This is a genomic window from Acidovorax sp. 62 (assembly GCF_002754495.1).
In the GTDB taxonomy this organism is placed as follows: domain Bacteria; phylum Pseudomonadota; class Gammaproteobacteria; order Burkholderiales; family Burkholderiaceae_C; genus Acidovorax.
The window spans coordinates 2,485,230-2,506,841 of sequence record NZ_PEFJ01000001.1 but is presented as its reverse complement, the minus strand read 5'-3'; the positions used below and the strand labels follow the sequence as shown (position 1 = coordinate 2,506,841).

At 64.5% G+C, this 21,612-nt stretch carries 18 protein-coding genes and 1 other RNA gene; 14 read left to right on the top strand and 5 right to left on the bottom strand.

Going from position 1 to position 21,612, the window contains the following annotated elements; translation table 11 throughout:
• Positions 1 to 96: 96 nt before the first annotated feature.
• Both CLU86_RS11310 and CLU86_RS11305 read left to right on the top strand, forming a co-directional pair.
• Positions 97 to 1,386 carry a TIGR03862 family flavoprotein gene (locus CLU86_RS11310; protein WP_233195262.1) on the top strand — a complete coding sequence of 430 codons (1,290 nt, stop codon included), beginning with the start codon at positions 97 to 99 and terminating at the stop codon, positions 1,384 to 1,386.
• Between the two features lie 128 nt (positions 1,387 to 1,514).
• Positions 1,515 to 1,700: a hypothetical protein gene (locus tag CLU86_RS11305; protein ID WP_099741672.1), complete on the top strand. Its 186-nt coding sequence runs from the start codon at positions 1,515 to 1,517 to the stop codon at positions 1,698 to 1,700.
• Between the two features lie 167 nt (positions 1,701 to 1,867).
• Here CLU86_RS11305 and ffs read toward each other — a convergent pair.
• An RNA gene (ffs, locus tag CLU86_RS11300) (signal recognition particle sRNA small type) lies at positions 1,868 to 1,964 on the bottom strand.
• A gap of 101 nt (positions 1,965 to 2,065) precedes the next feature.
• On the opposite strand from ffs, the gene dnaX reads away from it, so the two are divergent.
• From dnaX to CLU86_RS11270, 6 genes are all read left to right on the top strand, one after another.
• Complete coding sequence (dnaX, locus tag CLU86_RS11295) at positions 2,066 to 4,126, top strand: DNA polymerase III subunit gamma/tau (protein WP_099741671.1); 2,061 nt, start codon at positions 2,066 to 2,068, stop codon at positions 4,124 to 4,126.
• A 40-nt stretch (positions 4,127 to 4,166) separates the two neighbouring features.
• A complete protein-coding gene (locus CLU86_RS11290) occupies positions 4,167 to 4,499 on the top strand; it encodes a YbaB/EbfC family nucleoid-associated protein (RefSeq protein ID WP_099656165.1) in 333 nt (110 codons plus the stop codon).
• A 310-nt stretch (positions 4,500 to 4,809) separates the two neighbouring features.
• Positions 4,810 to 5,400, top strand: coding sequence for a recombination mediator RecR (recR, locus tag CLU86_RS11285; RefSeq protein WP_099656164.1), 591 nt, complete (start codon positions 4,810 to 4,812; stop codon positions 5,398 to 5,400).
• A gap of 99 nt (positions 5,401 to 5,499) precedes the next feature.
• Positions 5,500 to 5,925, top strand: a complete 426-nt coding sequence (locus tag CLU86_RS11280; RefSeq protein WP_099741670.1) for an MAPEG family protein — start codon at positions 5,500 to 5,502, stop codon at positions 5,923 to 5,925.
• Between the two features lie 372 nt (positions 5,926 to 6,297).
• Positions 6,298 to 7,350: an ABC transporter substrate-binding protein gene (locus CLU86_RS11275; RefSeq protein ID WP_099741669.1), complete on the top strand. Its 1,053-nt coding sequence runs from the start codon at positions 6,298 to 6,300 to the stop codon at positions 7,348 to 7,350.
• 66 nt (positions 7,351 to 7,416) lie between these two features.
• Positions 7,417 to 7,569: a DUF3096 domain-containing protein gene (locus CLU86_RS11270; RefSeq protein WP_099656161.1), complete on the top strand. Its 153-nt coding sequence runs from the start codon at positions 7,417 to 7,419 to the stop codon at positions 7,567 to 7,569.
• A gap of 63 nt (positions 7,570 to 7,632) precedes the next feature.
• Here the strand turns inward: CLU86_RS11270 and CLU86_RS11265 are convergent, their stop codons facing one another.
• Both CLU86_RS11265 and gloB read right to left on the bottom strand, forming a co-directional pair.
• Complete coding sequence (locus CLU86_RS11265) at positions 7,633 to 9,150, bottom strand: transglycosylase SLT domain-containing protein (protein WP_099741667.1); 1,518 nt, start codon at positions 9,148 to 9,150, stop codon at positions 7,633 to 7,635.
• Entirely contained in the window at positions 9,147 to 9,929 is a 783-nt protein-coding gene (gloB, locus tag CLU86_RS11260) for a hydroxyacylglutathione hydrolase (protein ID WP_099741666.1), read from the bottom strand. Before gloB ends, CLU86_RS11265 begins: the two co-directional genes overlap by 4 nt.
• Here gloB and CLU86_RS11255 point away from each other — a divergent pair.
• The 4 genes from CLU86_RS11255 (at position 9,928) to CLU86_RS11240 (ending at position 16,079) form a co-directional block, all read left to right on the top strand.
• Positions 9,928 to 10,746 (top strand): class I SAM-dependent methyltransferase, encoded by an 819-nt coding sequence (locus tag CLU86_RS11255; RefSeq protein ID WP_099656158.1) that lies wholly within the window; start codon positions 9,928 to 9,930, stop codon positions 10,744 to 10,746. The genes gloB and CLU86_RS11255 overlap by 2 nt on opposite strands.
• A 107-nt stretch (positions 10,747 to 10,853) precedes the next feature.
• On the top strand, positions 10,854 to 11,300 hold the full coding sequence (gene rnhA / locus CLU86_RS11250; RefSeq protein WP_099658725.1) for a ribonuclease HI: 447 nt from the start codon (positions 10,854 to 10,856) through the stop codon (positions 11,298 to 11,300).
• Between the two features lie 210 nt (positions 11,301 to 11,510).
• The gene (locus CLU86_RS11245; RefSeq protein ID WP_099741665.1) at positions 11,511 to 12,875 is read left to right on the top strand and encodes an efflux RND transporter periplasmic adaptor subunit; all 1,365 of its coding nucleotides are present in this window, start codon (positions 11,511 to 11,513) and stop codon (positions 12,873 to 12,875) included.
• Between the two features lie 33 nt (positions 12,876 to 12,908).
• Positions 12,909 to 16,079 carry an efflux RND transporter permease subunit gene (locus tag CLU86_RS11240; RefSeq protein ID WP_099741664.1) on the top strand — a complete coding sequence of 1,057 codons (3,171 nt, stop codon included), beginning with the start codon at positions 12,909 to 12,911 and terminating at the stop codon, positions 16,077 to 16,079.
• A 211-nt stretch (positions 16,080 to 16,290) separates the two neighbouring features.
• Here the strand turns inward: CLU86_RS11240 and CLU86_RS11235 are convergent, their stop codons facing one another.
• Together CLU86_RS11235 and CLU86_RS11230 are read right to left on the bottom strand one after the other, a co-directional pair.
• The gene (locus CLU86_RS11235) at positions 16,291 to 17,277 is read right to left on the bottom strand and encodes an IS5 family transposase (RefSeq protein ID WP_099740912.1); all 987 of its coding nucleotides are present in this window, start codon (positions 17,275 to 17,277) and stop codon (positions 16,291 to 16,293) included.
• Positions 17,278 to 17,400: 123 nt separating this feature from the next.
• Positions 17,401 to 18,183, bottom strand: coding sequence for a 3-hydroxybutyrate dehydrogenase (locus CLU86_RS11230; protein WP_099741663.1), 783 nt, complete (start codon positions 18,181 to 18,183; stop codon positions 17,401 to 17,403).
• 168 nt (positions 18,184 to 18,351) lie between these two features.
• Between CLU86_RS11230 and CLU86_RS11225 the strand changes: the two genes are divergently transcribed.
• A complete protein-coding gene (locus CLU86_RS11225; protein ID WP_099743520.1) occupies positions 18,352 to 19,365 on the top strand; it encodes an alpha/beta fold hydrolase in 1,014 nt (337 codons plus the stop codon).
• Complete coding sequence (locus CLU86_RS11220; RefSeq protein ID WP_099741662.1) at positions 19,362 to 21,572, top strand: bifunctional (p)ppGpp synthetase/guanosine-3',5'-bis(diphosphate) 3'-pyrophosphohydrolase; 2,211 nt, start codon at positions 19,362 to 19,364, stop codon at positions 21,570 to 21,572. The genes CLU86_RS11225 and CLU86_RS11220 overlap by 4 nt, the downstream gene beginning before the upstream one ends.
• Positions 21,573 to 21,612: the final 40 nt, after the last annotated feature.

The following is a 21,612-nucleotide window of genomic DNA, read 5'->3' as shown; positions in this document are numbered from 1 at the left end:
ACCCTCTCTTCTTCCCCCACACCCGTTGCGCCAGCCCTGCCTGCGGGGGCCTTGTCGTGCGACGTGGCCATCATCGGCGGTGGCCCGGCGGGCCTGATGGCGGCCGAGGTGCTGGCCCAGGCCGGGGTGGCTGTGCATTTGTTTGACGCCATGCCTTCGGTGGGGCGCAAATTTTTGCTGGCGGGCAAAGGCGGGCTCAACCTCACGCACTCTGAGCCGCACGAGCCCTTTGCCAGCCGCTACGCCGCACGCCAGCCGCAGATCGAGCCGCTGCTGCGCACCTTTGGCGGCCCCGAGGTGCGCGCCTGGGCGCAGGGCCTGGGGGTGGAGACGTTTGTAGGCACCTCGGGCCGTGTGTTCCCGTCAGACATGAAGGCCGCGCCCCTGCTGCGCTCCTGGCTGCACCGCTTGCGCGGGCAGGGCGTGCAACTGCACATGCGCCACCGCTGGCTGGGTTGGGCAGATGGCGTCAAGGCATCCGAAGAAGGGCCGCACACGCTGCGTTTTGCCACGCCTGCGGGCGAGGCGGTGGTGACGGCCCGCGCCGTGGTGCTGGCCCTGGGCGGTGGCAGCTGGGCGCGGCTGGGGTCGGACGGTGCCTGGGTGCCCCTGCTGGCCGAGCGCGGTGTGGCCGTGGCCCCACTGCGCCCGTCCAACTGCGGCTTTGATGTGGCGGGCATGCACGCCCCGGCGGGCGAGACGCGGCGCGCCTTTTTACAGGAGCTGCTGGGCCGCACGCCCGCCGTGCCTGTGGGCTGGACACCGCATTTTGTGGAGCGCTTTGCGGGCCAGCCGTTCAAATCGGTGGCGCTGGGCTTTACCAGCAGCACCGGCCAGCATTTCCAGCGCCGGGGCGAGTTCGTGGCCACGGCCACGGGGGTGGAGGGCAGCCTGGTCTACGCCGTCTCCAGCCTGCTGCGCGATGAGATCGAGGCCCATGGCCACGCCACCTTCCACCTCGACCTGCTGCCCGACCACGCCCCTGAGCGCGTGCTGCAGGAAGTACGCCACCCGCGCGGCTCGCGCTCACTGTCCAGCCACCTCAAAAGCCGTTTGGGGCTTGATGGCATCAAAGCCGGGGTGCTTTTTGAGCACCTGGGCAAAGACGGCATGAACAACCCCGTGGCCCTGGCCCAGGCCATCAAGGCGCTGCCCATCACCGTAGTGGCCGCCCGGCCCATCGACGAGGCCATCAGCACAGCGGGCGGCGTCACGTTCGAGACGCTGGACGCGCACCTCATGGCCCAGGCCGCCCCCGGCGTGTTTTGTGCGGGAGAAATGCTGGACTGGGAGGCGCCCACAGGGGGCTATTTGCTCACCGCCTGCCTGGCAAGTGGCGTGCAGGCCGGGCAGGGTGTTTTGGCATTTTTGGGGCGTAGCGCTTGATGGGTAAGCGCTGGCAGCTATTGAATTGATAGCAATGGTGTGCACGGTTGTGTTTCCTCTAAACAGCCTCCGGGGGATACCATGCACCCGTGCCCTGCTGGCAACGTGTCAATGAAAGGGAATTTTGTATGAGCCAGTCCAATGCCCCTCACATCGCCGGCATGAAAGCCCAGATCGCTGAGTTGCAGGCGCAGATTCGCACCCACGAAACCGCCATTGCCGAGTTGCGCGAGAAGGAAGCCGAGCTGAAAACCATCGTCTCCACGCTGGAAGAGATGGAAAAATTCATGCGCGGGTCGGGTGTGGGGCGCTGAGCGCCTGCTTCAGGTGCGCCGCAAGGCCAGCCTGGCGCGCGTCAGCGGCCAAGGGTTTTGGCATGGGCCGTGGGCCGATGCTTGCAATCACTGTGGGGGAACGGTGCACCTGGGGTGTGCCTGCTGGCACGGGTGCGGTGCGCATGACGGGCATGGCATCTAAAGAAGTTGACGAGCCTTACCCCCGGCACTGACTCTACAGTTAGGGCTGCTTGGTTCCCCACCTGACCCGGTTGGCTGCTTTGCCATGCGGGGAGGCCCGTCAGCGCGCATTGTACTTCGGATGCAGGGCACTTTGCGGCGCGCAGGGGATTTGTGGGTGCGGCAAAAAGAGCAGGCACCGCCCAGCCCGTAGAATCCCGCCCATGTCCTATCTCGTGCTCGCCCGCAAGTACCGCCCCCGCAATTTCACCGAAATGGTGGGGCAGGAGCATGTGGTCCAGGCCCTGTCGAATGCGCTGACCCAGCAGCGCCTGCACCACGCTTACCTGTTTACCGGCACGCGCGGCGTGGGCAAGACCACGGTGTCGCGCATCCTGGCCAAGTCGCTTAACTGCCAGGGGCCGGACGGCACAGGCGGCATCACCGCCACACCCTGTGGAGGGTGCCAGGCCTGCATGGACATCGACAGCGGCCGCTTTGTGGACTACACCGAGCTGGACGCCGCCTCCAACCGGGGCGTGGACGAAGTGCAAAGTCTGCTCGAGCAGGCGGTGTACAAGCCGGTGCAAGGGCGCTTTAAGGTCTTCATGATCGACGAAGTGCACATGCTCACGAACACGGCGTTCAACGCCATGCTCAAGACGCTGGAAGAGCCGCCCGAATACCTCAAGTTTGTGCTGGCCACGACCGACCCGCAAAAGGTGCCGGTCACCGTCCTCTCACGCTGCCTGCAGTTCAACCTGCGCCCCATGGCGCCTGAAACTGTGCTGTCGCACCTCACCCAGGTGCTGGCGGCCGAAAACGTGCCCGCCGAACCCCAGGCCCTGCGCCTGCTCTCGCGCGCCGCGCGGGGCTCCATGCGCGATGCGCTCTCGCTCACCGACCAGGCCATCGCCTTTGGCAGCGGCCAGTTGCAAGAAGCCGGTGTGCGCCAGATGCTGGGCGCGGTAGACCGCTCCTACGTCTTCCGCCTCATCGATGCGCTGGCCCAGGGCGACGGTAAGACCGTGGTGGAAACGGCCGATGCCCTGCGCATGAACGGCCTGTCGGCCGCATCGACGCTGGAAGAAATGAGCGCCGTGCTGCAACGCATGGCCGTGTACCAGGCCGTGCCGCAGATGGCGCAGGCGGTGGACGCGAACGATCCCGAAGCCGTGGAAACCGCCCGTCTGGCGGGCCAGATGCCAGCCGACGAAACCCAGCTGCTCTACAGCCTGTGCCTGCACGGCCGAGCCGAGCTGGGCCTGGCGCCCGATGAGTACGCTGCGCTGACCATGGTGCTGCTGCGCCTGCTGGCCTTCAAAGCCCCTGCAGACCCGGCTGAAAAAAAAACTCTGACGCGGCCTGAGCCCGCACTGCCATCGACCCCAGGCCCCGCCTTGGCGCCTGCAGTGCAGCCTGCAGCGGTTGCTCCGCAGGCTGCCCCACTGCCGCCCGTGGCCCCTGCTGAGCCGGTACCTCCCGCTGCGTTGGCTCCCTCCGCTCCAACGACCACAACGACCCCAATGGCTCCTGCCGCTGCGCAGCCACCAGAGCCTGCGCCCCGGGCCGTGCCGTCTGTGCAGGCCCCTGTGGCGGCGCTCGCCCCGGCGCCCGCCCCGGCGACTGCCCCAGCCCATGCGGTAGCCCCGTGGGATGACGCTGGCAGCGAACCCCCGCCCTGGCCCGACGCGGACGATGGATCGGTGCCTGCCCCCGTCGTTCCGCCAGCGCATGCGGCTCAAAATTCAGAACAAAATCTGCCTCCAGCGCTTAACAATCAAGCGCAAGCAGCTCCTGAATTGGTAGCAATCCCGGTCCGTGAGGCGTCTGAGCCCAGCGAACGCTTGCAGCCCTTGCCCCTGTCGGCCCCCACCCCGGTATCGACCCGCTACACGCCCACCGAAGAGGGCGATGTGTGGCACGCCACGGTGCAGCAGCTGGTGGCGGCCGAGGCCATCACCGCCCTGGTGCGCGAGCTGGCCTTGCAATCCCAACTGGTGGCGCGCGATGGCGCCCACTGGCTGCTGCGGGTGGAGCGCGAATCGCTCAACCAGCCCACGGCCCGCGAGCGCCTGCGCTCGGCGCTGGAAGCTGCAGGCCACGCCACGCAGATCAGCGTGGAGGTGGGCCGCGTGATCGACAGCCCCGCCCGCCGCAACGCCGCCGCGGCCGCCGAACGCCAGCGCCTGGCCGAAGAAACCGTGATGAACGACCCCTACGTGCAGACGCTGATGCGCGACCACGGCGCGAAGATCGTGCCTGGCAGCATCAAGCCACTGTAATTTTTGACCCTCGCCATTTTTCAAAAGAAGGAAACCATCCATGTTCAACAAAGGACAACTCGCCGGCCTGATGAAGCAAGCCCAGGCCATGCAGGACAACCTCAAGAAGGCCCAGGACGAACTGGCGTTTGTCGAGGTGGAAGGCGAATCGGGCGCGGGCCTGGTCAAGGTGGTGATGACCTGCAAGCACGATGTCAAACGCATCACCATCGACCCGAGCCTGCTGGCCGAAGACAAGGACATGCTGGAAGACCTGGTAGCGGCTGCGTTCAATGCGGCGGTGCGCAAGGCCGAAGAGACTTCGTCGGAGAAGATGGGCAAACTCACAGCAGGGATGCCAGGCCTCCCCGGCGGCATGAAATTCCCTTTCTGATGCTGGCTACCGAGCGGGCGATCTGCGTCGTTGGGCGGTGCTCGCAATCCTCACGTACTTCAAGTACGTTCCGGTTGCTGTGCTCCGTCCGCCTAGCAGCTCATCCCGCTCGCTACGCCCTTGAGGGTGGGGTGTGAAGGCAGGAGAGGACAGGGGTTGGATGGGATATTTCTGATCTTTCTCCAGCCCGTTCGGGCTGAGCTTGTCGAAGCCAGGGCTATCCCCTTATCGTTCAGGCTGAGTCTGTCGAAGCCTTGCACCGCACTTTCCCGTATTTCTGTCCCGACTCTCCCAGATTGCGCACCCACCCATGTCTTCCACCAACGCCCTTGATGTCTTGATTCAGGCGCTGCGCCGTTTGCCGGGGGTGGGGGTCAAGTCTGCGCAGCGCATGGCGTTTCATTTGATGCAGCATGACCGCGATGGGGCCGAGGCGTTGTCGGTGGCGCTGCATGGTGCGGTGCAGAACGTGCACCACTGCGCACGCTGCCATACGTTCACCGAGGATGACATCTGTAGCACCTGCCTGGACCCTGAGCGGGATGCTTCGCGGCTGTGCGTGGTGGAGACCCCGGCCGATCAATCGGCGCTGGAGCGCACGGGGGCGTTCAAGGGGCTGTACTTTGTGCTGATGGGGCGCCTGAGCCCGCTCGACGGCATTGGCCCCAAGGAAATTGGCCTGCACAAGCTGATGGAGCGCGCCAGCGATGGCGTGGTGCAAGAGGTGATTTTGGCCACCAACTTCAATGCCGAAGGCGAGGCCACGGCGCATGTGTTGAGCGAGGCCCTCAAGAGCCGTGGCCTGCATGTGACCCGCCTCGCACGCGGCGTGCCGGTGGGCAGCGAGCTGGAGTACGTGGACCTGGGCACCATTGCGCACGCGCTGGTCGACCGCCGCTGAAGTGCGGGCCTGAGGCCTGACCATCGTGGGTAGAATACTCCCGAATTCATAGCGGCTAGCGCTTATAAACAGGGGCTTTAAGCCCTTAAAGGCTTAAAAATGAACACATCTATGCAACTGGCCCGCTTCACGGTGGCGTACTGGTGCGTCCTGGTGGCCGCGTTGCTGCCCATCGTGTGCGCCTGGATCGCCAAGCGGGGCGCCCTCGGCAAGCCCGTAGGCCAGGGCGGCTTCGACAACAGTGACCCACGGGGCTGGCTGGCCCGCCAGTCCGATTGGCGGGCCCGTGCCAACGCCGCGCAGGCCAACAGTTTTGAAGTGCTGCCGTTTTTCATCGGCGCGGTCATCATTGCGCACCAGCTCGGGGCCCGGCAGACTTGGCTGGACTTGCTGGCCATGCTGTTCATCATGTTGCGCATCTTCTACATCATGATGTACGTGTCCAACATGCCCACGGCCCGCAGTGCGGTGTGGGGGGCGGCGTTCTTTGTGAACATCGCCATCTTGTTTGTGGGCTACCACTGACACCCGTGTGTTGAGGCGCCGAACGCTCATCTGTCGCTCAACCGCTCCCTCTCCATCACATCCACGCGCCTCTACGGTGCAGGTTCAGGCAAACCCTGGTCTGCGCGGTGGGGGCGCTTTGGCTTTAGAGCTGTCGTAGACCGGCTTGCAGGCCCGTGACGGGTGCTCGGGCATGTTCGTCCCTCTCGTTGCCCGCTGGTTACCTCAGTTTTTCGACTGTTTCCCCACCTTTTTCACGGTACGTAGAAGCCCGCAGGGGTGATCCCTGATGTTTTCGCCCGATGGCTCCGGCACAATTGTTGCAGTGCAGCATCTTTGGTCTTTTCTGCGCTGCGTTGTGTGCGTTGCACTTTTTTGGGCTGTCTTGATTTCATGTCGCGTTTTCTGATCCACCGCCGTACCCTGGGGGCGGCATCCGTTGCGTACGCCGCTGGCGTTTTTGCGCCCTTGCTGGGCGCCCAGTCGGCCCCTGTGGGTGACTTGGGGCGGGTGACGCTGGCGGTGGCCGGGCAGAACGAGATGTACCACCTGCCGGTGCTGCTGGCCGACCAGCTCGGGTTCTTCCGCGCCGAAGGGCTGGACGTGGTGCTGCGCGATTTCAATGCCGGTGCGCTGGCTTTGCAGGCGTTGCAAGAGGGGGCGGTGGATGTGGTCTCGGGCGCTTACGAGCACACCATCCGCCAGCAGGTCCGTGGGTTGCCCCTGCGCTCCATGGTGCTGCACGGGCGCGCACCCCAGGTGGCCCTGGGCATATCGCAGCGTGCGCTGCCCAAGTACGAATCCTTGCGTGACCTGGCTGGGCGGCGCATTGGCGTGTCGGCCCCGGGCTCGTCTACCCACACCTTTGCGCGCTGGGTGTTGGCGCGTGAAGGGCTTGCACCGGAGGATGTGACCTTTGTCGCCATGCCTTCTGGGGCGGCAGCCCTGGCCGCCCTGCGTGCGGGGCAGGTGCACGCGCTGTGCCATTCAGACCCCATCGTGGCGCAGGCCGAGCAAAAGCTGGCCCTGCGCGTGGTGGCCGATGCGCGCACGCTCAAGTCCTCGCAGGATTTGTTTGGCGGCAACATGCCTGCCAGTTGTCTGTATGCAGCCCAGCCCTTTGTACAGAAGCGCCCCGACCAAGTGCAGGCCCTTGTGCACGCCATGGTGCACACCCTCAAGTGGCTGCAAACGGCAGAGCCTGCCGATATCGTCAAGGCGTTGCCAGCGGCCTATCTGGCCGGTGACAGGGCGTTGTACCTGGCCGCTTTCTATCGCATGCGCGAGACCTTCTCGCCCAACGGGGTGATGCCGGACGACGGCCCTGCCGTGGCGCTGCGCACCCTGACGCTGGCCTACCCCGAGTTGGCGGGCAGCAAGGTGGACCTGGCGCGCACCTTCTCGAACGACTGGGTGCGCAAGGCACGGCAAAAATTCAACGTGTGAGGGCGCGGGGCAGGGTGTGCTCGGGCAAGATAGCGGCCTGTTTCACTTTGTGCAGAAAGACCCGCCATGTCGTTGAGTCTCAGTATCGGCCCTTTGGTGTCCCTGATTGCTGGCATCCTGATCCTGGTCATGCCCCGTTTGCTCAGCACCATCGTGGCGCTGTACCTCATCATCATGGGCATTTTGGGCCTGATGGGCATGGCGTCGCTGCGCCTCTGAGGGCTCTCAAACACAAAGCGCCTGTCTTTGCAGGCGCTTTGTTAAGTGAATGCAGGGGCGTGCTCAGCGGCGGCGTACTTTAGAGGGCGTGCCACCACGGCGCGTTGGCGCCGATGCGGTCTTGCTGGCGCTGCTGCGGGCTTGCACGCGTGGCTGTGCGGCGGCAGCGATTTGGCGCACGGGCAGGTACATCACCACCTGTTGTCCGGCCTTGAAGGCGGCGCTCAGCTTCACATCGTTCCAATCGGCCACGTTGGCGGCACTGACCTTGTAGCGCTGCGCAATGCTGGCCACTGTTTCGCCTTTGGCGGCCCGCACCGAGGTGCGCCGTGTCACGATTTCGGGGGCCAGCGCCACTTGGCCGTTGTCTGCCAGGTGCGATGACACATCCTGGCGCGTGGTGGCGCTGCGCGGCACGATGAGCGCCGAGCCCGCCTTGATGAGCATGCGCGGGGGGATGTTGTTGAGGCTGCGCAGGTCGTTCTCGCTCATGTCAGTGCGGCGTGCCGCTTCGGCCACACTCATGGTGCTGGGGGCCGACCACACGGTCCAGCTCGCGTACTGGCCTTCGCTGCGGGCTTCCAGGTTGCGCTGGAAGACTTTGGCGTTGTCCCAGGGCAAGAGGATCTGCGGGGTTCCCGCCGCCAGGATCACGGGTTTGTGGAAAGAAGGGTTCAGCGCCTTGAAATCTGCTTCGCGAATGCCCGCAAGGCTCGCCACCAGCGACACATCGATGTCGTGGGTGACGTCCACCGTCTGGAAATAGGGGTGGTTCTCAATCAGTGGCAGCTCGGTCTTGAAGGCGTCCGGGTTGGCCACGATGTTCTTGACGGCCTGCAGCTTGGGCACATACAGGCGTGTTTCTGCGGGCATGTTCAGGTCGGTGTAGCTGGTGCCCAGGCCTGCCTTTTGGTTGCGTGCAATGGCACGGCCCACGCTGCCTTCGCCCCAGTTGTAGGCGGCCAGGGCCAGGTGCCAGTCGCCAAACATGCCGTAGAGCTTTTGCAGGTAGTCCAGCGCTGCACGGGTGGAGGCCAGCACATCGCGCCGGTCATCGCGAAACGCGTTTTGCTTCAGGTCGAAGTAGTTGCCGGTGGCGGGCATGAATTGCCACATGCCCGCTGCCTTGGCGCTGGAGACAGCCTGTGGGTTGAAGGCGCTTTCAATGTAAGGCAGCAGGGCCAGCTCGGTGGGCATGCCGCGCCGCTCCAGTTCCTCAACGATGTGAAAGAGGTATTTGCTGGAGCGCTCGGTCATGCGCTGCATGTAGTCTGGGCGGCTGGCATACCACTGCTCCCGGTCTTGCACCAGATCGTTTTGCAGGTCGGGCATGGCAAAGCCGCGACGGATGCGATCCCACAGATCTGCAGGAGCGGAGAGCGACGCCACTTCGCGGCTGGAGGCGTTGGCAGCCGTGATGGGCTGCAGCGGCCCCTTGGGGATGAGTGGCGTGTGGCCTGCCTGGCGGCTGGTGGGTGTTTCGTTGGGCGAGTTGCTGGCGGTATCCGGCGCTCCACCGGTGGTGGCGCAGCCTGTCAGCCACAGCATGCCAAGCAGGCTGGCAATGTGCAGAAATTTCATCGAAACTCGTTCTTCCATGTGCGCAAAGCGGCCAGTACGGCGATTGCGTCGTTGCTGTTGATCTGCGGCGCGTGGGCCTTGGCTGCCCGTGCAACCTCTGGCTGCTGAACCCGCAGGAATGGGTTGATGCTGCGCTCCAGCGCCATGTGGGATGGCAGCGTGGGGCGGTTGGCTGCCCGTTGGGCCAGGCACCAGGCGTTGTAGTTGAGCAGTGCTGCGTTGGCGGGTTCCACCGCCAGCGCAAATTTCAGGTTAGAGAGTGTGTATTCGTGCGCGCAGCATACCCGTGTGTTGTCGGGCAGTGCACTGAGCTGGCTGAGCGATGTGTGCATTTGTGCCGGAGTCCCCTCAAACAACCGACCGCAGCCACCCGAGAACAAGGTGTCTCCACAGAACAGCAGGGGCTCGTCCCCGCCTCCAACGCCAGCGCCGTAATAAGCAATGTGCCCGGCGGTGTGTCCGGGCACGTCCAGCACGTCCAGTGTGAGGCCCAGCACTGTGACCTGGTCGCCCTGGCTCAGGCCCGTGAGGGGCTGGGGGATGTCTTCGCCTGCCGGGCCGTACACGCGGGCCCCGGTGTGCTCACGCAAAACCCCTACGCCACCGACATGATCGGCATGGTGGTGGGTGACTAGAATTGCCTGCAAGGACAGCCCCATGGACTGCAGCGCCTCCAGCACGGGCGCGGGGTCCCCAGGGTCCACCACCACCGCATGCTGCGCGTCGTGCAGCATCCAGATGTAGTTGTCGGTAAAGGCGGGTAGCGGCAGCAAGTTCATGAGCTCTCAAATTATAGATTTGCACCAGTGGTTCGACTCTGCGCCCGGAAGGTACCTGCTGGCCTGGGAGCAGGCTTGCATGGACGAGGCCGTGGCCGACATCTTTGGCTACCACGCGGTGCAGTTGGGTATGCCCCGCATTGATGGCCTGCGCACCAACCGCATGCCGCACCAATGGCTTGCCTTGGGCGCAGATGCATTGCTGAATGAACCGGGGGACTGGGGCGGCCCCATCCCCCCTGATGCGCCGCGCGCAGTGGCCTTGTGGGCCGAGCCTGTGGCGTTGCCGTTTCCCAGTGCCAGCCTGGACCTGGTGGTGTTGCCCCATACCCTGGAGCTGAGCGAGGACCCGCACATGGCCCTGCGCGAGGTCGAGCGTGTGCTGGTGCCCGAGGGGCGTGTGGTGATTGCCGGGCTCAACCCCCTGAGCCTGTGGGCCCTGCGCCAGATGCGGGTGCGCTTGTGCCAGCGCTGGATGGGCGGCTCGCTGTATTTGCCAGATGCTGGTGAGTTCATCGGCTTTGGGCGCTTGCGTGACTGGCTGCGATTGTTGAGCTTTGAGGTCGAGTCGGCCCAGTTTGGCTGTTATCGTCCAGCGGTGCGCAGTGCCGAGTGGCTGGAGCGCTTTGCCTGGGTGGACCCGCTGGGCGAAAAGTGGTGGCCCATTTTTGGTGCGGCCTATTTTTTGGTAGCGGTCAAGCGTGTCCATGGCATGCGCCTGCTGGGCCCTGCCTGGCGCTCTGGCAAGGCCCGCGTGGCCGCAACGGTGCCCGTGGTGCGGCGCACGGACCCCGGTGGCCCGGTGCGCAGGCGCTGACCCAGGGGCTGCGCAGGCCACGCATGGGCTTGCTGCTGGGCAGGGCGATTGGGCGCTGCGCTCCCACACCCTCCTATTCATCATCTTCACATTTGCAGGAATCCAGTTTGAACCAGGTCGAGATATACACAGATGGCGCATGCAAAGGCAACCCTGGCCCAGGGGGCTGGGGGGTGCTGCTGCGTTCAGGCACGCTGGAAAAAGAGTTGTTTGGCGGCGAGCTGGGCACCACCAACAACCGCATGGAGCTGATGGCGGTGATTGAGGCGCTCACGGCCCTCAAGCGGCCCTGCGCCGTCACGCTGTTTCTGGACAGCGAATACGTGCGCAAAGGCATCACCGAGTGGATTCATGGCTGGAAGGCCAAAGGCTGGCGCACGTCGTCCAACCAACCGGTCAAGAATGTGGAGCTGTGGAAGCGCCTGGACGCGCTGGTGAGCACGGGGGGGCACCGCATTGAATGGCGCTGGGTCAAGGGCCACTCGGGCGATCCGGGCAATGAACGGGCAGATGCGCTGGCCAACAAAGGCGTGGACAAAGCCAACGGCCGTTGAGGCAAGGGCTTCGCCCCGAGCGCGCGGGGCGGGCTCTGCGCAAAGCGCCTTGCCTGAGGTGGGAAGCGCACCGCACCGTGGCTGCGTGTAAAGCTTGTGTAAATCTCGCACAACAGACCACGGGGGTAAGCGCCAAAGTGAATGCACAACTTGGTACGCACTGATACATTGCTTCGCTGCATGTCGCAACTCCCCAGGTTTGATGGATCCATGGCGCTCAAGAACAAATACGTCGTTTTTGCGGTTATCGGTTTGGCCGCTGCTTCCGGTGCTGCCTGGTGGCTCCAGTCACCCTCGAAGGCTTCGCGCCCCGATGCGGCAGCCCCTCAGGCCAAGTCGGCGCCTCAAGGCGGTGGCAAACCTGTGATGGTGGAAGCCACCGCTGTGCGCCAGATGGCCTTGCGCGACGACGCCGAGGCCGTGGGCAGCCTGCGGTCACGGCGCAGCGTGGTGCTGCGGCCTGAAATCAGTGGGCGCATCACCCAATTGAACTTTCGCGATGGACAGCGGGTACACAAGGGGCAGTTGCTGGTGCAGCTGGATGACCAGTTGCCCCGGGCCCAGGTGCAGCAAAGCCGGGCTGAGTTGTCGATTGCCCGCGCCAACCACAAACGCAACCAGGAGCTGGTGGCCCAGGGCTTCATCAGCCAGCGTTCGGTGGACGAAAGTGCGGCCAACCTCGAAGTGGCTGAGGCCAAGCTGGCCCTGTCAGAGGCCACGGCGCAGCGCCTGCGCATCCTGGCGCCCTTCGATGGCATCGCGGGCATTCGGGGGGTGAACGTGGGCGACTACCTCAAGGATGGCGCCGACATCGTCAACGTGGAAGACCTGGACGCGGTGTATGTGGACTTCCGCCTGCCCGAGCGGCTGCAGGACAAGGTCAAACCCGGCCAACTGGCCCGGGTGGCCTTCGATGCGCTGCCGGGTGTGCAGTATTCGGCAGTGGTGCAGGCCATCAACCCGCAAATTGACGCCGATGGGCGCTCCATTGCCGTGCGCGGTTGCATCGACAACCGCCGCTTGCAGTTGCGCCCCGGCATGTTTGCCCGCGTGACGGCGGTGTTTGGCGAGCGTGCAGACGCCCGCGTGATCCCTGAGGAAGCCATCGTGCCTGATGGCACCGCACCCTATGTGTTGCGCATCGTGCCCGGCAAGGAAGAGGGCAGCAAGATTGCCAAACGCACCCCGGTGCGCCTGGGTGCTCGTACCCCCGGCTTTGTCGAGGTGGTGGAAGGGTTGGCCGCCGGGGACGTGGTGGTGACCGCCGGGCAGCAACGCTTGCAGCGCGATGGTCTGGCCGTGCGTGTGGTCGAGCTGGGTCAGTCTGCGGGCGATGCCAAGGCAGCGGCGGCGCCCACTCCAACCCCGCCTGCATCCGCTGCAGACCCTGCGGCTGCAGCCCCCGCTGCGGCTTCCGCCACGGTGGTGGCGACCAGCACCCGCGCAGCGTCTGCTGCTGCCAGCCCGCCGCCTGGGTTGCCCGATGTGCGTGCTGCCAATCCGTGCCAAGGGGCGGCAGAGCCTACAGTGCCGCCTGGCCCCACGCGCGCGGCCCGTGGCGCGCGTTCCTCCTGAGTTCTGCATTTTTGACATCGCCCGACGCCCGCCATGCAACTTGCTGAAATCTCCATCCGTCGGCCGGTCTTCGCCACCGTCCTGTCCTTGCTGGTCTTGCTGGTGGGGGCCGTCAGCTTCACCCGCTTGACGGTGCGTGAGTACCCCAAGATCGACGAACCCGTGGTCACCGTGAGCGTGCGCTACGCGGGGGCCTCGGCCGAGGTGATCGAATCCCAGGTCACCAAGCCCCTCGAAGACTCGATTGCGGGCATTGATGCGGTGGACGTGATCACCTCCATCAGCCGCGCCGAGCAAAGCCAGATCAGCGTGCGCTTTCGCCTGGAGAAAGACGCCGACAACGCCGCCGCCGAGGTGCGTGACCGCACCGCCCGCGTGCGCAACCGCCTGCCCGACGCGGTGGACGAACCCGTCATCGCCAAGGTGGAGGCCGATGCCTCGCCCGTGATGTGGCTGGCCTTCAGCAGCGACACGCGCAGCCCGCTCGAAATCAATGACCTGCTCAACCGCATCGTCAAGCCCCGGCTGCAGACGGTGACGGGCGTGGCCGATGTGCCGATTTACGGCGAGCGCCGCTATGCCATGCGCATCTGGCTGGACCCCGAGCGCATGGCTGGCTACCGCCTCACAACGCAGGACGTGGAAGACGCCATTCGCCGCAACAACCTGGAGCTGCCCGCGGGCCGCATCGAGTCGCAGCAGCGCGAGTTCAGCGTGACCTCGCAGACGGAGCTGGCACGCCCGGCGCAGTTCTCTGACATCGTCATCCGCACGGTGAGTGGCTTTCCGGTGCGCATGCGCGATGTGGCGCGGGTGGAGGAAAGCGCCGCCAGCGACCGCAGCCGCGTGCGTCTCAATGGCCGCGAAGCCATATCAATGGGCGTGATCCGCCAGGCCACGGCCAACCCGCTGGAGCTGTCTGCCGGTGTGCGCGCCATGCTGCCCACCTTGAAGGCCGACCTGCCCGCCGACATCACCATCGACGTGGCCAACGACAACTCGCTGTTCATAGACCGCTCGGTCAAGAGCGTGTACCACACCATTGGCGAGGCGGTGGTGTTGGTGGCGTTGGTGATCTTTGTGTTCTTGCGCACCTTGCGTGCCTCCATCATTCCCATCATCACCATCCCGGTGAGTCTGGTGGGCACGTTTGCGCTGATGTCCCTGGCGGGCTTCTCCATCAACACCTTGACCTTGCTGGCCCTGGTGCTGGCCATCGGGCTGGTGGTGGACGATGCCATCGTGATGCTGGAGAACATTTACCGGCACATTGAAGAGGGGCTGGACCCGTTCTCCGCCGCCATCAAGGGGGCGCGTGAAATCGGTTTTGCCATCGTCGCCATGACGCTCACGCTGGTGGCGGTGTACGCGCCGCTGGCGTTCACCCCGGGCCGCACCGGGCGTTTGTTTGTGGAGTTTGCGCTGGCCCTGGCCGGGGCGGTGGTGGTGTCGGGCTTTGTGGCGCTGACCCTGTCGCCCATGATGTGCTCGCTGCTGCTCAAGCACAACCCCAATCCGAACTGGTTTGACCGCTCCATGGAGCGGTGGCTCACGGCCCTGTCAGGCGCCTATGGCCGCCTGCTGCGCTGGGTGGTCACCGCGCGGTGGGGTGGTAGCAGGGAAGACGGCTCGGGTGGAGGGCTGCGTGGTGCGCTATTCCAGGCCCGCTGGCTGGTGGTGGCGGTGATGCTCGTCAGTGGGGCAGGTTTGGTGGCGATCTACCCCAAGATGAAGCAAGAGCTGTCGCCCATGGAAGACAGGGGCACGATTCTCGTCAACGTCACTGCGCCCGATGGCGCCACGCTGGACTACACCAACCGCTACGCGCTGGAGCTGGAAAAGATTGGCCGCGAGTACCCCGAGTTCGACCGCATCTTCGCCAACATCGGCAACCCCACGGTAGCGCAAGGCAGCGTGATCTACCGCACGGTGGACTGGGAGCAGCGCGAGCGCAGCACCCTGGCCATGGCGCGTGACCTGCAGCCCAAGGTGGCTGCTTTGCCGGGGGTGAATTCGTTCCTGATCACCCCGCCGTCGCTGGGCCAGGGCTTTCGCTCGCGGCCCCTCACGTACGTGATACAGACCTCGGACAGCTACGAGAACCTGAACGCCGTCACCAACCAGATGATGGCCGAGATCGCCAAGAACCCCGGCATCATCTCGCCCGATGTGGACCTGCGCCTGAACAAGCCCGAGCTGCGCATCAGCGTGAACCGCGAGCGCGCAGCCGACCTGGGCGTGAGTGTGGACGTGGTGGCCAAGGCCATTGAGACCATGCTGGGCGGGCGCACCGTGACGCGCTACAAACGCGATGCCGAGCAGTACGACGTGATTGTGCAAACCGAGGCCCGGGGCCGCACCACGCCAGAGAACATTGACAGCATCTACGTGCGTGGCCGCAACGACGCAATGATTCCGCTCTCCAGTCTGGTGAACGTGAAGGAGAGTGTGAGCCCGCGCGAGCTGAACCACTTTGGCCAGCGCCGCTCGGTCACCATCACGGCCAACCTGTCGCCCGACTACTCGCTGGGCGAGGCTCTGACCTTCATGGACGCCACGGCTGCCAAGGTGCTCAAGCCCGGCTACACCACCGACCTCAACGGCACCTCGCGCGAGTTCAAAAGCTCGCAGGGCGCCCTGGGCATCGTGTTCTTGCTGGCGCTGGTGTTCATCTTCCTGGTGCTGGCCGCGCAGTTCGAGAGCTTCATCGATCCCCTGGTCATCATGGTGTCGGTGCCGCTGTCCATGATCGGTGCGCTGCTGGCGCTGCAGTGGAGCGGGGGCTCGCTTAACGTGTACTCGCAGATCGGCCTCATCACGCTGGTGGGCCTGATCACCAAGCACGGCATCTTGATTGTGGAGTTCACCAACCAGCTGCGCGAAGAGGGCATGGACATGGTGGACGCGCTGGTCAAAGCCTCGGCCCAGCGCCTGCGCCCCATTCTGATGACCACCGGCGCCATGGTGCTGGGCGCTGTGCCCCTGGCGCTGGCCACCGGGGCTGGAGCCGAGACGCGGTCACAGATTGGCTGGGTGATCGTGGGCGGCATGTCGCTGGGCACCTTGCTCACGATTTTTGTGGTGCCCACCATGTACACCCTGTTTGCCCGCAAGGCGGTGCCGGGGGCCAAGACCACCGTGGCGGTGGAGAGTGCCACGCCGCACGCCGATGGCCCTGTAGGGTCTGCGGCGGCGCACGGCTGAGTCGCACTGGCTGCACCCACAAAAAAAGGCCCTTGGCATCACGCCAAGGGCCTTTTTAATTGAATTTGCCTCTAGGGAAACTCTGCACGAATCGGGTGTGGTTGTTCCACGGCGCAGAGCGAAGTTAAAAGCACTCACGTTGAGTAACTTCGGCCTGAGCAGTGCGCCCTCAGACGCTGCGCGGGGGCCATTGGCCCTTGATCTTTGGGCATCACGCCCCCTGCACACGCACCTGTCCCTGGCTGATCAGCAGTTTGTGCCTTGCCATCCACAGATTTGACAGCGCAAACAGCGTGACGATCTGCGCCGTGTTCTTCTTGAGCCCACGGTAGCGCACCTTCACGTACCCAAACTGCTGCTTGAGCACCCTGAAAGGGTGCTCTACCTTGGCGCGGATGCTGGCCTTGGTGCGTTCAAGTTGGTCGATCAGCGCCTCAAGAGGCTTGTCTTTGTCCAAAGCCCGACGCAGTCCTGGTCGCAGGGCCACATGCCAGCGGACACTCTTGTTAGCATCGGGCCGCTTGTCTACACCTTGATAGCCTGCATCACCAAAGGCATCCGTTTCTTGCCCGTGCAGCAGGCTGTTGGCCTCAATCACGTCGTTCACATTGCCACTGGTGCCGCGCACGCTGTGCACCAGCCCAGAGTCAGCATCCACCCCGATGTGCGCCTTCATGCCAAAGTACCACTCGTTGCCCTTCTTGCTTTGATGCATCTCGGGGTCTCGTGCTTTGCCTTCGTTCTTGGTGGACGTCGGCGCCGCAATCAGCGTTGCATCCACTACGGTGCCTGCCTTGAGTTGCAGCCCTTTGGCTTGCAGCAGTGCATTGATCGTAGCGAGTATCTGATCGGCCAGCTTGTGGCGCTCTAGCAGATGCCGAAAACGCAGGATGCTCGATTCACTGGGGATGTGTTCGTCCCAGTGAGACAGGCCGGCAAAGTCACGAAAGGCTGGCACATCGTGCAGCGCCTCTTCCATGGCTGGATCGCTGAGCTTGAACCACTGCTGCATGAAATGGATACGCAGCAGGGTCTGCACTGCAAAGGGCTGCTGGCCCCGGCGTCCGATCTCTGGGGCATAAGGCTCAATGAGCGAGACCAACTCGACCCAGGGCACCACCAACTCCATCGCATCAAGAAACTCACGCTTGCGGGTGCGCTTGGTGGTATTGCTCAGGCCCAGGCTGCTTTGCTTCATGAGCGTATTGTCCTCGCCTGCACACTGGCTCAAGCACATCTCAGAGGGATTCGTGCAGAGCATCCCTAGCGCTTTTTGAATAAGCGCTAGCAGCTATTAAATTAATAGCATTTGGGTGGTTGCTTACTGAGCCGCCCAGCCGCCGTCCATGTTCCAGGCCACGCCACGCACGTTGTTGGCGGCGGTGGAGCAGAAGAACACCGCCAGGTCACCCAGCTCCTCGGGGGTGGTGAATTGCATGGAGGGCTCTTTCTCGCCCAGCAGCAGCTTGGTGGCCTCTTCGTTGCTCAGGCCGTGGGCGGCGGCCTTGGCGTCCACCTGCTTTTGCACCAGCGGTGTCAGCACCCAGCCGGGGCAGATGGCGTTGGCCGTGATGCCTGTGGTGGCGGTCTCCAGTGCCGTCACTTTGGTCAACCCCACGATGCCGTGCTTGGCGGCCACATAGGCGGATTTTTGGGCCGAGCCCACCAACCCATGCACCGACGCCACGTTGATGATGCGGCCCCAGTTGGCCTTGCGCATGCAGGGTAAGGCCAGGCGCGATGTGTGGAAGGCGCTGGTCAGGTTGATGGCCAAAATGGCATCCCACTTCTCCACGGGAAAGTCTTCCACATTGGCGACATGCTGGATGCCCGCGTTGTTGACCAGAATGTCCACCTGGCCAAACTGGGTGGCGCTGTAGCGCATCATGTCTTCGATGTCTGCGGCCCGGCTCATGTCCGCCCCGTGGTAGGCTACTTGGGCACCCGCCGCCTGGCCTGCGGCCAGCACCTCGGCCCGGGGCGTGTCCACGTCACCAAACCCGTTGAGCACGATGTTGGCCCCCTGGCGGGCCAGGGCTTTTGCAATGCCCAGGCCGATGCCGCTGGTAGAGCCGGTGACGAGGGCCGTTTTGCCTTTCAGCATGAGAGTTTCTCCCTAATGAACATGACTGGGGGACATGACTGGCGCAACCAGGGTGCAGGTGGCCCCACCGCAGGGCAAAGGCTTTTGCTGCATACCGGTTTGCGCAAGTCCTAATGAATTACGATGCAACGCAGCCATTATCAAGCGCTGCCTTCGGATTTCGCACCCATGATTGAACCTACGCTGAACTACGTACCGTGCCCAGGCCTTGCTGCGGCTTCGGCACCAGCAGCCCTGACCGACGTGACCGACGCATCGCCTGCGCAGCATCCTGCGGCCCAACCGGCCGTCCACCCTGCAGCCCACCGCATGGCGTATTGGGAGTGGAATGCCACCGGCAACCCAGCCCACCCGCATGTGGTGGTGTGCGTGCATGGCCTGTCGCGCCAAGGGCGCGACTTTGACACCCTGGCCCGCAGCCTCAGCGCCCACGCGCGCGTGATTTGCCCCGATGTGGTGGGGCGTGGCCAAAGCGACTGGCTGGCAGACCCCATGGGCTATCAGCTGCCGGTGTACGCGGCCGACATGCTGGCCTTGCTGGCGCAGGTGCACCAGCAAGGCCCCATTGCCACCCTCGATTGGGTGGGCACCAGCATGGGGGGGCTCATCGGCATGGCCCTGGCGGGGCAATCGGGCTTGCCCTTGCCCGCACCCGTTCGCCGATTGGTGCTCAACGATGTGGGGCCGGTCATCCAGTGGCAGGCGCTGCAGCGCATTGGTCAATACCTGGGCTACCCAGCGCGGTTTGAATCGCTGCAGCAGGCGGCCGATGCGATGTGGGCCATCTCCAGCAGCTTTGGGCCGCACACTCCAGCGCAGTGGCTGGCGCTCTCTCAACCCATGGTGCGCAGCCTGCCCGAAGGGGGCTTGGCGCTGCACTACGACCCGGCCATTGCCGTGCCGTTTCGGGCGTTGACGCCCGAGGCGGCCGCTGCGGGTGAAGCCGCCTTGTGGCAGCTGTACGACCATATCCAGGCGCAAACGTTGCTGCTGCGTGGGGCGCAATCGGACTTGCTGTCGCGAGAGACGGCCAGCGCCATGCAGGCCCGTGGCCCCAGGGCACGCTGCGTGGAGTTGGAAGGCGTGGGGCATGCCCCCACCTTGGTGGCTGCCGACCAGGTGGCCGTGGTGCAGGACTTTCTTCTGGCCGCTCCCCTCGAAAAAGGTGCCTTGGCAGAATGAAGACGAACCCATCGACCCACGTCCCCACCCTCGCGCCCTCCGAGCCCCTGCCGCAGCTGATTGCTGCCACGGCCCATGCACTGCCCGAGCAAGTGGACGCTCTGGCCCGGGCCCGGGCTTTTGCCGAGCCCTTGCTGGCCTGCGAGACGCTGGACTCTGGCGAAAACACCCTGGTCCACGCCGACGCCGTGGCGGCCATCCTCAAAGGCATTGGCGGCTCTGAAGCCATGCAGGCCGCGTGCTATTTGGTGTATGCCTGCGTGCACCTCAACAAGCCCGAAGAGGTGATCGCCAAAGCGTTTGGTGACAACTTTGCTGCCCTGGCGGTCGAGACCACCAAGCTCATGCGGGTACAGCGCCAGGCCCTGGCCGCCGAGCAGGTCGATGACCCTGCCGTGCAGACCGAGAACGTGCGCAAGATGCTGCTTGCCTTCTCGCGTGACTTGCGGGTGGTGATGCTGCGGCTGGCATCGCGCCTGCAAACGCTGCGCTTTCATGCGGCCAGCAAGCGGCCGGTGTCACCCAGCCTGGCGCGCGAATCGCTGCAGGTGTTTGCGCCGCTGGCCAACCGCCTGGGCATCTGGCAGATGAAGTGGGAGCTGGAGGATTTGTCCTTTCGCTTCCTGGAGCCCGACACCTACAAGGACGTGGCCCGCCTGCTCGATGAAAAGCGCGGTGAGCGCGAGGTGTACATGCAGCAGCTGCGCCAGCGGCTGGAGTCTGAGTTGCGCGGGCGCAGCATCAGCGCCACCGTGCAGGGGCGGCCCAAGCACATCTACAGCATCGTCAAGAAGATGCGAGGCAAGTCGCTGAACTTTGACCAGGTGTTGGACCTGCGGGCGCTGCGCGTGGTGGTGCCCAGCGTGAAGGATTGCTACGCCGCCCTCAGCTGGGTGCACGAGCAGTTCACCCCCATCGTGGAAGAGTTTGACGACTACATCGCCAAGCCCAAGCCCAACGGCTATCAGTCCCTGCATACCATCGTGCGGGACGAGCAGGGCCGCCCGGTCGAAATCCAGATCCGTACCCAGGCCATGCACGACCATGCCGAGCACGGCGTGGCCGCGCACTGGGCGTACAAAGAAGCGGGTAGCAAAGGCTACGCAGGCGTGTCTGCCGCAGGCGAGTACGACGCCAAGATCGCGGTGCTTCGCCAGTTGCTGGCCTGGGAGCGCGACCTGGCTGGCAACGTGCCCAACCGGGGCCTGTTTGAAGACCGCATCTACGTGCTCACGCCCGATGCGGCGGTGATCGAGCTTTCGCAAGGCGCTACCCCGGTGGACTTTGCCTATGCCGTGCACACCAGTGTGGGGCACCGCTGCCGAGGCGCACGGGTGGACGGCGCCATGGTGCCGCTGAACACCCCATTGCAAAACGGCCAGACGGTGGAAATCAGCACCGTCAAGGAAGGCCGCCCCTCGCGCGACTGGCTCAATGCCGAGCTGGGCTACCTCACCAGCAACCGTGCCAAGGCCAAGGTGCGCGCCTGGTTCAACGCCCAGGCCACGCACGAAACGGTGGCCCGTGGGCGTGAGGCGGTGGAAAAGCTGCTACAGCGCGAAGGCAAAACCGCCATGAAGCTGGACGACCTGGCTGCGCAGCTGGGCTTCAAATCTGCGGACGGTTTGTTTGAGGTGGTGGGCAAGGACGAGTTTTCGCTGCGCAACATCGAGAACCTGCTGCGCCCGCCCGAGCCCGTGTTGCAGCCGGACGATTACCTGCTGCTCAAGAAAACCCGTACCAATGAATCTGCCCCCAAGGGCGGGGTGCTGGTGGTGGGCATTGATTCGCTGATGACCCAGCTGGCCAAGTGCTGCAAGCCAGCGCCGCCCGATTTGATCCGGGGTTTTGTCACGCGCGGCAAGGGGGTGAGCGTGCACCGCGCTGACTGCAGCAACTTCCGTGAGATGGCCGCGCGCAGCGCCGAACGGGTGATCGAGGTGGAATGGGGCACCCCCAAGGCCGCCGCTGCTGCCGTGTACCCGGTGGATGTGGCAGTCGAGGCGGCTGACCGTCAGGGGCTGCTGCGCGATATCTCGGAAGTATTTGCCCGTGAAAAGACTAACGTGATCGGGGTGCAGACCCAGTCCGTCAAGGGCACCGCCTGGATGACTTTCACGGTAGAAGTGGCAGACTCTGGCCGCCTCAACAAGGTGCTGGGCATTGTGGCTTCGGTGCCGGGGGTTCGCTCGGCGCGGCGGCGCTGAAAGCAGAGTTTTGCGAGACCTGCTTTTTTGATGCTATACT